The following is an 11,196-nucleotide window of genomic DNA, read 5'->3' as shown; positions in this document are numbered from 1 at the left end:
GGTACGCGAGAATGGAACCGGATCACGAGGGAGGAGGTGGCCCGGATGAGCACCGGCCAGAAGCTGCGGTCGACCCGGCAGCGCACGGCGGTCTCGGAGGTTCTCGAAGGCGTCGACGACTTCCGCAGCGCGCAGGACATCCACGCGCTGCTGCGGGGACGTGGCGAGGCCGTGGGGCTGACCACCGTCTACCGCACGCTCGCGTCCCTGGCGGACGCCGGCGAGGTTGACGCCATCCGTACCGACGACGGTGAGACCGTCTACCGCCGCTGCGCCACGGTGCGGCACCACCACCACCTGGTGTGCCGGTCCTGCGGGCGCACCGTCGAGGTTCAGGGACCGGCCGTCGAGCGCTGGGCCGAACGCGTCGCCGCCGAGGCGGGCTTCGTCGACGTCACGCACACCATCGAGGTCTTCGGCACCTGCGCCGAGTGTGCCCGAGCCGCGGCGGCCGCCGCGCGCTGACGTCGCGACTCAGGTCGCGCCGAGGTCGCCACTCACCTCGTTCGGCACCGCACCGCCGAACCGGCGGTCGCGCCTGGCATAGATCTCGATCGCCTCCCACAGGTGGCGCCGGTCGAAGTCGGGGAAGAGCGTGTCGAGGAACACGAACTCCGCGTAGGCCGACTGCCAGAGCATGAAGTTGGAGGTCCGCTGCTCCCCCGAGGAACGGACGAACAGGTCGACGTCGGGCAGGTCGGGCTGGTAGAGGTACTTCGCCACGACCTTCTCGTCGATCCGGTCCGACCGCAGCTTCCCGGCTTCGACGTCCTTGGTCAGGGCCCGTACGGCGTCCGCGATCTCCGCGCGACCGCCGTAGTTGACGCAGAACTGCAGCGTGAGGACGTCGTTGTCGCGGGTGCGCTCCTCGGCCTCCTCGAGCTCGCTGATCACGCTCTTCCACAGCCGGGGACGACGCCCCGCCCACCGCACCCGCACACCCATCGCGTCGAGTTCGTCTCGCCGGCGGTGGATGACCTCGCGGTTGAAGCCCATCAGGAAGCGCACCTCATCCGGTGAGCGCGACCAGTTCTCGGTGGAGAAGGCGTAGGCGGACAGCGTCTTCACACCGATCTCGATGGCGCCCTTGACGACGTCGAAGAGGGCACCTTCGCCGCGCTCGTGCCCACGCGTACGCGGGAGACCCCGCGCCTTTGCCCACCGGCCGTTGCCGTCCATCACCAGGGCGACGTGGTTGGGCACCAGCTCCGGTGGAATCTCCGGCGGCTGGGCGCCGGTCGGATGCGGGTCGGGTGGCTGAATCTGCTTGGGCGGGCGAACGGTGCTCCGCCTGCGCAGCCCGGCACGGATACTGGGACTCATCCGGGAGATCACACCCGTCCTGTGTTCATCGTCACGTCACTGCTCACGTCGTCGCTCAGGTCGTTGGTCGAGTCGGTGGACCTCGCGCCGTGTGGTTCGGTCCCGTCGGTCCCGTCCGGTTCGGTCCCGCCTGGTCCGGTCCCGCCTGGTTCGGTCACGTCGGCCTCGTCCCCATCCTGCCCGTCGCTCCTCGCGGGATGGGCAAGGATCCCCGGCTCGAGCCGTTCGACGTGCGGCAGGGACCGCAGACCACGCTCCAGGTGCCACTGAAGGTACGCCGACACCAGACCGGTCGCTTCTCGGCGGTGACGCAGCGCACTCGGATCGGCGACCGCCCACTCACCGGCCAGCAGCGCACCGAGCAGTGCGATCGTCTCCGGTGCCGGCATCGCGACGCCGGCGGGACGGCAGTCGGCGCAGACCATTCCGCCGGACGCGGCGGCGAAGGCCCGGTGAGGTCCGGAGGAGCCGCACCGTGCGCAGGCGTCGAAGGACGGCGCGTAGCCGGCGACCGACAGGGAGCGGAGCAGGTAGGAGTCGAGGACGAGGCCGGGTGCGTGGGCCCCCTCGGCGAGTGCCCGCAGGGCGGCGACGAGGAGCAGGAACTGCTGGGTCGCTGGTTCGCGTTCCTCGACCGTGAGACGTTCGGCGGTCTCCAGCATGGCGGTGGCCGTGGTGTAGCGACCGTAGTCGGCGTACATCGCCTCCGCGTACGGCCGGCGGATCTCGGCCTGGGTGATGATGTCGAGCGACCGCCCTACGGCGAGCTGGAGCTCGACGTAGGAGCAGGGCTCGAGCCGGGCGCCGAAGCGCGAGGTCGTACGGCGGACACCCTTGGCGACCGCGCGTACCCGCCCGTGGTGCCGGGTGAGCAGCGTGATGATCCGATCGGCCTCGCCCAGCTTGTGGGTGCGGAGCACGATGGCCTCGTCGACATACACTGCCACGCCGCCATTCTCGCCTACCCCGTCCGCGCGGCGGTGGCCAGCGCGGACTTCGCCCGGCGCGCGGGGTCAGAGCAGGCTCAGCAGACCGACCGCCGCGAGCAGGTTGACCAGGAAGTGGGTGACGATCGCCGGGCCGAGGCGGCCTGTCCGCATCCGGACGAAGCCGCACGCGAGTCCCGCCGCGAAGAGGAACACCACCCGGGTCGGCTCGAAGTGGACGACGGCGAACAGCAGGGCCGTCACCAGTAACGTCAGCCAGGTGGCCAGGCCGCGGCGGCGCAACGCTCCCCACCACAAGCCGCGAAAGTGGAGTTCCTCCACGAACGGTGCACACAGGGCCTGGACGGCGAGAACGACGACCTGCCACGACGCGCCGGCCCCCTCCGCCGTCGTTCCCAGCGCGGACGTGGGCTCGGCTCCTGTCAACGACAGGTAGACGACCAGGTAGACCGCCCCGGCCACGTAGACGACGAGCGCGGCGAGGAGGCCGATGCCGAGGTCGCGCGGGCGGAACGCCAGCGCGAAGTCCGAACGCGGACCGTTACCACGCCGCCGCGCCGCGAGTAGGGGCCAACCCCCCAGAGACAGCCAGCCGACCAGGATCGCGACGATCTGGGCCGTGGTCGAGTCGACGCCGACCGTACTCAGTCCGATGACCACCCCGTTGGACAGAATGATGAAACCAAGCAGGGACCCGATGGCGGTGGGGATTCCCCATCGGGGTGGTGGCTGTTCGGCGCTGGGCAGCGGACCGGGCTGGACAGGGCCGGAAGGCTCCGGTGCAGGGGGCTCACTGGTCACCTCTCCATCATCTCCGCTCGGGCCCGACACGCAGGGTTTGACTCATCGCCGATCAGGGGCAAGGGTGGAATCACCGGCGTCCAGCGCATCCGGGGAGTGATTCGCCACCTGCCAGCCGGTTGGGCCCACCGTGTCGCGTTGACGCACGCCGTTCCAGGTGGGTGGGTCGGAGTCCCCGGCCACACATCTCAAGCTGAGGAGCAATCTTGCTTGCACTCACGAACAACGCTGCCCTCGTCATCCAGTCCTTGACGAACAGCCCTGAGCTTCCGGGAAGCGCGGGTCTCCGCATCACCGCACAGCCTGAGGACCAGCAGAGCCTCAGCCTCGCGGTCGCGGCCGAACCGACGGCCGGCGACGAGGTTGTCGAGGAGCAGGGTGCCCGTGTGTTCCTGGAGGAGAGCGCCTCGAGCATGCTCGAGGAGATGGTGCTCGACGCCGAGGTCGACGCTCAGGGCAGCGTGCAGTTCTTCCTGGGCAGTCAGGCCGGTGGTCAGGCCAGCGGCCAGACCGACAGCGACCGGCCGTCGCAGGACAGCCAGGGCCCGGGCGACGGCCGTCCGACGGCCTGAACCTGAACGCACCGGCGGGAACACATCGGCTCGGTTCGGCGACGCCGGCCGGGTTGGGTGTCCGTGTGCGACACGACGCGCGATGCGGGCGTACACAGGCGGCTCTGGGGATAATGCCGGGTGACCATCGTGCGACCCGCGCAGGCCCTACCGCGCATCGAGCACTACTACGACACCGCTCCCCGCGCGAATGCCAAGACCGAGGACATCGGGCCGTTCACGCTCTTCGTCTCCAGCGGGGCGTGGCCCTACTACGCTCGGCCCCGTCTCGGCCACTCCGGTGGTTTCACCGTGACGGACGTCGATGCCGTTCGTGCCCGCCAGGAGGAGTTGGGCGTACCTGTCTCCTTCGAGTGGGTACTGGAGACCTCTCCCGGACTCGCCGAGGCTGCCGAGAAGGCGGGGCTCGCGGTCGAACGCCGGCCGCTCCTGGTTCTTGGTGAGCCGTCCCGCCCGACACCACCGGACGGAGTCTCGATCCTCTTTCTCGATCCCGACGATCCACAGTTCGCCGTCGCCGTGGGCGCGGTCGATCTCGCTTTCGGATGGGCTGGAACCGCGGTGGGTTCGGCCGGTCCGGCCGAACGCGACAAGCTCGTCTCGGGCATGCGCGTCGAACGCGTGGACTACATGCGGCAGTTGACCCGGCGCGGTTTGATCCGGTGGGCCGCCGCCGTGGACGCGTCAGGACCGATCGGGGGCGGGAGCTACCATCCCCGCTCGGAGGTGGCCGAGATCACCGGAATCGGCACGATTCCCTCGGCCCGCCGGCGCGGCATCGGCGCGGCGGTGACGTCCGCGCTGGTGGCCGACGCCGCCACGCACGGCGTTTCGCTGTCGTTCCTGTCCGCTGCCTCGGTGGAGGCCGCGAGTGTCTACGAGCGGGTCGGCTTCCAGGTGGTCGGAACCGCCTGCGAGGCCATGCCCGCACCGGGCGCGTAGCGGCTCGCTCCGTCGGTGGCGGCGCGGGTGATCCCTGATGTCGAGGGCCCGGTTGGTTCGGAGTTCATCCGAACCAACCGGGCCCCTTGGGTCGTAAGGCCTCAGGCGTGTGCCGCGGGGTCGTCCCAGAACCACGACTCGGGGTCGTAGGCGGCCGGCGTCGGGTGGTGCCAGTCGTTGACCAGGCCACCGAGGGCTGTCTGTTCACGCGTCGGCACGTTGCGCAAGCCCTGCTTGACAAGCTCGATCCGGGGATAGTTGGCGACCGCGCCCATGAAGAACGGGCCTTCCTTGATGTGGATCTTGATCATTTCCCACACGAGCTTGTCCCGCTTGACCTGGTCGACCTCGACGCGCACCTGGTCGGAGAGCTTCCACAGCCGCTCGACCGGGCCACCCGGCTCGGGTTCGGCTCGTGGCGGTGTGCGCTTGTACGGATCGACGTCCTTCTCACGGCTCTCGTCCGGCGTTCCACGCACCGCGTAGAACTGTCCCTGCAGGGGCGCCCATCGCGACGGTTCCATCGGCATCAGCCAGATCATGTCGGCCGCGACGCTCATCGTGCTGCACTCCCACGCGGTCGTCGTCATGAGCTTGCCCTGCGCCCACTGGTCCTCGAAGGCGGTGGGCGGGACCGGGCTGAGTCTGGTGTCGATGCCGATGGCGTCCCAACACTTCTTCAGGAGTTGGTTCTTCTTCATGTGCTCACCGGCCGCGTCCTCATCGGCCGGATAGTCCAGCCGGACGACGAGTTTGCTGCCGTCAGGCTTCTCCCGCATGCCGTCGCCGTCCTTGTCGACCACGCCGAGCTTGTCGAGCATCGCCTTGGCCCGGTCCGGGTCGAAGTCGACCCAGGACTCCCGCCACTGCTTGTACATCGTCGGACCGTCGGCGCGGTTGAACTCCCGCGTCTTCGGACCGTACGCACCCGTGGTCGGCTGGCCCGTGTCGAAGTAGATGGCCTTGCGGGCTTCGGACCGGTCGAAGGCCAGCGACAACGCCTGACGAAACTCCGGCTTGCGGATCAGCGCGCGCATCGCCGGCTCGTCGTAGTCCAGGCTGAAGAAGAACACCGATCCGGTGCCGGATCCGCTGTCCCACAGAAGAACCTGCATCTGGTTCTTCGTCTGGCTGCTCTTCAGCCCGGAGATGTCAGAAAGGTCGAGACCGGCGAACGGGCCGTGCACGAAGTCGAACTGTCCGGTCTGGATCTGCAGCTTGCGCGTCTCGACGTTGGTGACGGCCTGGAAGGAGAGCGTGTCGACGTAGGGCAACTGGCGTCCCTCGCGGTCGACCACCCAGTAGTAGGGGTTGCGCTCCCAGTTGGTCGCACTCCCCTCCTTGTACGACGTCAGGCGCCATCCGGTCATGGCCGGCACGTCAGGGTTGAGGATCGCGTTGCGCTTCTGGTCGAACGTCGTCGTCCAGTCCGCGCCGACGCTCTTGTTGTACTTCGGGTGGAACTCCTGCATGTAGTGCTTGGGTTCCATCCACGAACCGGCGATCCCCCGCTTGACCCAGTTCGCGATCATGTCCGGGACCGTCGGGCTCGGCGCGTCGTAGGTCAGGACGATGGTCGACTCGTCGGGTGCAGTGACCTTGGCGACGGTTCCGGTGCCCGAGCGTGCCTCGTCGGGGATGCCCTCGGAGAACTCCTCGTTGAGGACCATGTCCTCCCACCAGAACATCACGTCGGCGGTCGTCCACTTCGTGCCGTCGGACCACCGCAGTCCCGCACGGAAGTGCAGCGTCCATTCCGAGGCGTCCTCGTTGGACTCCCAACTCTCCGCGAGGCCGGGGCCGATGTCGAGGCCGTCGTTGAGCCAGCGCAGCGGCGAGTGGCCGTACATGTACTCCTTGATGGAGTCGTCGTTGGTCGCCGAGCAGACCAGCCGAAGGTTGCCACCGTATTTTCCGGGCTCTGCCCAGTAGTGCGGAATGACGTAGGGCTTGGCGGGCAGGCGTTCCTTCAGTGCCGGGAGCTTTCCGGCCTTCACCTGATCGGCGAGCATCGGTGCTTCCGACAACTGCCGAGGAGGCGCCACCGCCTTGGTGGCCGAGCCCTTTCTCGTCGGCGTCCCGCTCGGCTTCGCGGCGCCCTGTGTGGTGCCGCCGCCCTCCCCCGCGCTGCACGCTCCCAGTGCGACGGAGCCGGCGACCAGGGCTGCGCTGAAGAGCAGGCGGCGCCTGGTGAGTTCGTCGGACCCTGCCATCGCGTCCTCCATCGTGGATCGTCGATTCGATTCGACAGCAGAAACTTGGCCGAACAGTAATCGCGGAACCGTATCGACTGTCAAGACGCGAAGCCAGGTTAGCCAACCGCTGTCCATGACCGGTCTCGAGAGGCTTTCTTGACACCCGTATCGCGGTACTTCTAGCGTCCCATCGCGTCGAAATAGTTCGACAACTCAAAGACTCGAGGAGACGCTCGTGGCCACGATCGCCGATGTCGCCCGGCGTGCCGGCGTGGCGCCGAGCACGGTGTCCTACGTCCTGACCAACCGTCGCAGCATCTCCTCCACCACGCGGCAGGCGGTCGAGCGCGCGATTCGCGAACTCGACTACCAGCCACACGCCGGAGCCCGCGCGCTTCGAGGCGCTCGCACCCGGGTGCTGGCCGTCTCGGTGCCAGAGGACGGCCCCTATCTCCCGCTGCGCTGGCGTTTCGTGCACGACCTGAGTACGGCCGCCCGCGCCCACGACTACGACCTGCTGCTGCTGACCGGCGAGGAGACGGTCGCCGACGTCCGGCGGGTGGCCCGCAGCCGGTTGGCCGACGGCGCGATCCTGATGTCGGTGCTGACGGCCGATCCCCGGATCCCGGTCGTACGCGAACTCGGCTTCCCCGTGGCGCTGCTCGGAAGACCCGACGACCCCGCCGGTCTCCCCTGGTGCGACTTCGACTTCGGCGGCGCCGCCGCCGAGGCGGTCCGCGACCTCGCCGCCGCGGGACACCGGCGGATCGGGTTCGTCGGGTCCACCGACGCGGAGTTTCGGGCCGGCCTGAGCTACGCCGAGCGCGGGTTGGCCGGAGCCCGCACGGGTGCCCGGTCCACGGGGGTGAAGCTCGCGGTGATCCGCTCCTCGCCCGTGCGCCTGACGCTGGCCCGGCGGGTGCACCGGTTGCTCGCCGCTCCGGAGCCGCCCACGGCGTTCGTCACGGTCCACGACGTGCCGGGGCTGGTCGGGATCCTGCGGGAGGAGGGTGCGCGGGTACCGACCGAGCTGCCCGTCGCGGCCGTCGCCAGCACCTCCGGCGCCGAGGACGAGCGCGCGTTGACCAGGTGGGAGCTTCCGGTCGCGGAGATGACCCGGACCGTTGTCGACCTCGCGATCGCCGCGATCGACGAGGAGCCCGGGCCGCATGGTGGCCTGATCCGCGTCCAGCCGACCCGCGGCCGGAATCGATCAACGTGACCGGATTTGGTTCGCCGAATTTCCGCGCTCTCTTCTGACCACCTCCGGCCGGGCCTTCTCGGCGCCATGGACATTGCTCGACATTTCTTATTACTTTCTGTCGAATCGCTTCAATCCCGTTGACGGTGAACGTTTCTGGACTTCCGGCCCAGCGGCCGAGGAGGAACGGGGAGGTCCCATGCCGACAATCAAGGACGTCGCGCGGCACGCCGGCGTTTCGGTCAGCACGGTGTCCTACGCGCTCAGCGGGAAACGCCGGATCTCCGCCGAGACAAGGGAACGCGTGCAACAGGCCATTCACGCGCTCGGCTACCGGCCCCATGCCGGCGCCCAGGCGCTGGCCAGCCGCCGGTCCCAGATCCTCGCGCTCTTCATGCCGGCGGCGGACTATTTCTCGGTCTCGGTCGGCATGGCGTTCGTGACCGCGATCACCAGCGCCGCCCGCGCCCGTGGCTACGACGTCCTCCTCATGACCGCGGACGAGGGAGACGAGGGACTTCGCCGGGTGGCCCACAGCGCACTCGCCGACGGCGTACTCACGATGGAGGTCTCCGTCGACGACGCCCGGGTCGCCACGATCCGGGAGCTCGGCATCCCCGCGGCTCTGCTCGGTCAGCCAGACGATCCACGCGGGCTGCCCTGGGTCGATCTGGACTTCGCCGGCGCCGGCGTGCTGTGCGTCGAGCACCTGGCCGGACTCGGGCACCGCAGGATCGGCCTGCTCGGGCCGAACCACGGCGCCCTCGAACGCCGCCTCGGCTACGCGGTGCGCACGCTCGGCGGGGTTCGCCTCGCGGCCGATCGGCTCGCGCTCTCCCTCGTCACCGAGCGGTCGCCGGCCGTCCGACCGCGCCTGGCCGACGCCGTACGCCGCCTGTTGGCCGCCGAGCCGCGCATCACCGCACTGATCGTTCACGACCAGGAGGCACTGACTACCGTTGAGGAGGTGCTGGCCATGGACGGCGTCGCCGTTCCCACGGACCTGTCCGTCCTCACCCTCACCTCCGCGGCAACGGCGCAGCGGATCTCGCCCACCCTCACGTTCGTCGACCTGCCGGTCGCCGCCATGGCCGAGCACGCCGTCGACCTGATCGTCGGCGCCATCGCCGGTGACACCGCCGCGCACGTCCTGCTCGCGCCGGTGTTGCACGAGCGCGGAAGTACGGCGGCCCCGCACCGGCTCGGCGACCCCGTCGTCCTCAGCCACGTTCGACCGGAACCGAACGAACACCCGAAGGACCTCTCCACCCCACACGAGCAAGGAGCTCCATGAGCGACACCGCGCGCACCATCAGGGTCACCGTCTGGAACGAGAACGTTCACGAACAGCGGGAGGAGGCGGTTCGCGCCCGGTATCCCGAGGGCATCCACGGCGCCGTCGCGGCGGGGATCGAGGAGCACCTCAAGGGCCAGGTCACCATCCGCACCGCGACCCTGGACGAGCCGGAGCACGGCCTGACCGAGGAGGTCCTGGCCGACACGGACGTGCTCACCTGGTGGGGCCACGCCGCCCACGGGAAGGTCTCCGACGAGGTGGTCGACCGCGTCCAGCAGCACGTGCTCAGCGGGATGGGTCTCGTCGTCCTGCACTCCGGGCACTTCTCGAAGATCTTCCGCCGGCTGCTCGGGACCACCTGCTCGCTGCGCTGGCGTGGTGCCGACGACCGCGAGCTGGTGTGGACGCTCAAGCCGAACCACCCGGTCGCCCAGGGCGTCCCGAGCCCGATCATCATTCCGGAGCAGGAGATGTACGGCGAGGTCTTCGACATCCCCGACCCCGACGAGCTCGTCTTCGTGAGTTCCTTCACCGGTGGAGAGGTGTTCCGCAGCGGCTGTACCTTCTACCGCGGGAACGGCCGCATCTTCTACTTCAGCCCCGGTGACCAGGCCTACCCCGTCTACCACCACCCCGACGTGCGCAGGGTGATCGCGAACGCAGTCGGCTACGTCGCACCCACCGGCGAACGCGACCTGCCGATCCTTCGGCGCAGCGCCGCCGGTTGGTACGAGGAGTCCGCGCAGGAGCAGGCATGACCGAGAGCGCTCCTGTCAACCGTCCCTTGCGCGCGCTGTTGGTCGGTGCCGGCGGCATGGGTCGCGGCTGGCTGCGGACCATCCGTGCCTACGACGAGGTCGAACTCGTGGGTGTGGCCGACCTCAACGTCGCCACGGCGAAAGCCGCCCTTGACGAGGCCGGCGCCTCCGAGGTTCCCGTCGGGCAGACACTGGAGGAACTCGCGGACGCCGTCGCGCCCGACTTCGTGGTCGACGTGACGATCCCCGAGGCCCACCACCCGGTGACCATGGAGGCGCTCCGCCGTGGCCTTCCGGTGCTGGGCGAGAAGCCGCTCGCGGCCACCCTCACCGAGGCCCTCGAGCTCACCGCGGCTGCTCAGGCCTACGACCGACTCTTCATGGTGAGCCAGAGCCGGCGCTACAACGGACACCTGTTCGCCTACCGGCGGCAGCTGCTCCAGCTGGGCCGGCTCGGCGTGCTCACGGCGGAGTTCTTCAAGGCGCCGCACTTCGGTGGTTTCCGCGACGCGATGGACCACCCGCTGGTCCTCGACATGGCGATCCACGCGTTCGACAGCGCGCGTTTCCTGCTCGACGCCGATCCGGTGTCGGTCTACTGCGAGGAGTACAACCCGCCGTGGAGCTGGTACGCCGGCGACGCCGCGACCACGGCCATCTTCGAGCTGTCGGGCGGGCTCCGCTACGTCTACACGGGCAGCTGGTGCAGCCCGGGCCAGGAGACGTCGTGGAACGCCTCGTGGCGGGCGAGCGGCGAACACGGCACCGCCCGCTGGGATGGCGACGGCCCCCCGACCCTCGAGATCGTCGAGGGCCGAGAGGCCGCGCCGAACAGCGATGACCCGTCGGTGGATCCACACCCGGGTATCGCTGGCTCGTTGCGTGAGTTCGTCGCCGCGCTGCGGACCGGTTCGACGCCGATGGGCACGGCCCGCGACAACGTCATGAGCCTGGCGATGGTGCATGCGGCGATCGCCTCGGCCAAGGCCGGCGGGCGGGTACACCTGGCGGACATCCTCGAGCAGGCGTACACACAGGCGCGTGCCCAGGCGACCGGTCCGGTCGCCGACGCGCTCGCCGGCTGGACGAGCGTCTCCCCGCCTGGCTGACCCGTCGCCGGGAACAGATCGGCGCGACAGACCGCTCCGGCCGGCTTCCGA

At 69.4% G+C, this 11,196-nt stretch carries 10 protein-coding genes and 1 pseudogene; 7 read left to right on the top strand and 4 right to left on the bottom strand.

The window, feature by feature from the left end; translation table 11 throughout:
- Positions 1-45: 45 nt before the first annotated feature.
- Positions 46-465, top strand: a complete 420-nt coding sequence (locus HEB94_RS27115) for a Fur family transcriptional regulator (protein WP_192752515.1) — start codon at positions 46-48, stop codon at positions 463-465.
- A gap of 9 nt (positions 466-474) precedes the next feature.
- On the opposite strand, the gene HEB94_RS27110 is transcribed toward HEB94_RS27115, so the two are convergent.
- The 3 genes and pseudogenes from HEB94_RS27110 to HEB94_RS53735 all read right to left on the bottom strand — a co-directional run bounded on the left by HEB94_RS27110 (position 475) and on the right by HEB94_RS53735 (position 3,071).
- Positions 475-1,323: an isoprenyl transferase gene (locus HEB94_RS27110; RefSeq protein WP_192752514.1), complete on the bottom strand. Its 849-nt coding sequence runs from the start codon at positions 1,321-1,323 to the stop codon at positions 475-477.
- 221 nt (positions 1,324-1,544) lie between these two features.
- A pseudogene (gene recO, locus HEB94_RS27105) lies at positions 1,545-2,270 on the bottom strand (DNA repair protein RecO); the annotation flags it as partial.
- Between the two features lie 66 nt (positions 2,271-2,336).
- Positions 2,337-3,071, bottom strand: coding sequence for a CPBP family glutamic-type intramembrane protease (locus tag HEB94_RS53735; RefSeq protein ID WP_192752512.1), 735 nt, complete (start codon positions 3,069-3,071; stop codon positions 2,337-2,339).
- 206 nt (positions 3,072-3,277) lie between these two features.
- Between HEB94_RS53735 and HEB94_RS27095 the strand changes: the two genes are divergently transcribed.
- A complete protein-coding gene (locus HEB94_RS27095) occupies positions 3,278-3,643 on the top strand; it encodes a Fe-S cluster assembly protein HesB (RefSeq protein WP_238361633.1) in 366 nt (121 codons plus the stop codon).
- Between the two features lie 120 nt (positions 3,644-3,763).
- Positions 3,764-4,585: a GNAT family N-acetyltransferase gene (locus HEB94_RS53730; protein WP_202896570.1), complete on the top strand. Its 822-nt coding sequence runs from the start codon at positions 3,764-3,766 to the stop codon at positions 4,583-4,585.
- Positions 4,586-4,686: 101 nt separating this feature from the next.
- Here the strand turns inward: HEB94_RS53730 and HEB94_RS27085 are convergent, their stop codons facing one another.
- Positions 4,687-6,798: an ABC transporter substrate-binding protein gene (locus HEB94_RS27085; RefSeq protein ID WP_192752511.1), complete on the bottom strand. Its 2,112-nt coding sequence runs from the start codon at positions 6,796-6,798 to the stop codon at positions 4,687-4,689.
- 217 nt (positions 6,799-7,015) lie between these two features.
- On the opposite strand from HEB94_RS27085, the gene HEB94_RS27080 reads away from it, so the two are divergent.
- The 4 genes from HEB94_RS27080 (at position 7,016) to HEB94_RS27065 (ending at position 11,145) form a co-directional block, all read left to right on the top strand.
- Positions 7,016-8,002 (top strand): LacI family DNA-binding transcriptional regulator, encoded by a 987-nt coding sequence (locus HEB94_RS27080; RefSeq protein ID WP_192752510.1) that lies wholly within the window; start codon positions 7,016-7,018, stop codon positions 8,000-8,002.
- A gap of 178 nt (positions 8,003-8,180) precedes the next feature.
- On the top strand, positions 8,181-9,275 hold the full coding sequence (locus HEB94_RS27075; protein ID WP_192752509.1) for a LacI family DNA-binding transcriptional regulator: 1,095 nt from the start codon (positions 8,181-8,183) through the stop codon (positions 9,273-9,275).
- On the top strand, positions 9,272-10,036 hold the full coding sequence (locus tag HEB94_RS27070) for a ThuA domain-containing protein (RefSeq protein ID WP_192752508.1): 765 nt from the start codon (positions 9,272-9,274) through the stop codon (positions 10,034-10,036). The genes HEB94_RS27075 and HEB94_RS27070 overlap by 4 nt, the downstream gene beginning before the upstream one ends.
- A complete protein-coding gene (locus HEB94_RS27065; protein WP_192752507.1) occupies positions 10,033-11,145 on the top strand; it encodes a Gfo/Idh/MocA family protein in 1,113 nt (370 codons plus the stop codon). The genes HEB94_RS27070 and HEB94_RS27065 overlap by 4 nt, the downstream gene beginning before the upstream one ends.
- Positions 11,146-11,196: the final 51 nt, after the last annotated feature.

Source organism: Actinopolymorpha pittospori, assembly GCF_014873875.1.
GTDB classification, from domain to species: Bacteria; Actinomycetota; Actinomycetes; order Propionibacteriales; family Actinopolymorphaceae; genus Actinopolymorpha; species Actinopolymorpha pittospori.
The sequence above is the reverse complement of the archived record's forward strand: the minus strand, read 5'-3'. Positions and strand labels throughout refer to the sequence as shown.

Excerpts from the sequence above, each read along its gene's own strand:
- HEB94_RS27115 (WP_192752515.1), top strand. The coding sequence starts at position 46 with ATGAGCACCGGCCAGAAGCTGCGGTCGACCCGGCAGCGCACGGCGGTC.
- HEB94_RS27110 (WP_192752514.1), bottom strand. The coding sequence starts at position 1,323 with ATGAGTCCCAGTATCCGTGCCGGGCTGCGCAGGCGGAGCACCGTTCGC.
- HEB94_RS27085 (WP_192752511.1), bottom strand. The coding sequence starts at position 6,798 with ATGGCAGGGTCCGACGAACTCACCAGGCGCCGCCTGCTCTTCAGCGCA.
- HEB94_RS27075 (WP_192752509.1), top strand. The coding sequence starts at position 8,181 with ATGCCGACAATCAAGGACGTCGCGCGGCACGCCGGCGTTTCGGTCAGC.
- HEB94_RS27070 (WP_192752508.1), top strand. The coding sequence starts at position 9,272 with ATGAGCGACACCGCGCGCACCATCAGGGTCACCGTCTGGAACGAGAAC.
- HEB94_RS27065 (WP_192752507.1), top strand. The coding sequence starts at position 10,033 with ATGACCGAGAGCGCTCCTGTCAACCGTCCCTTGCGCGCGCTGTTGGTC.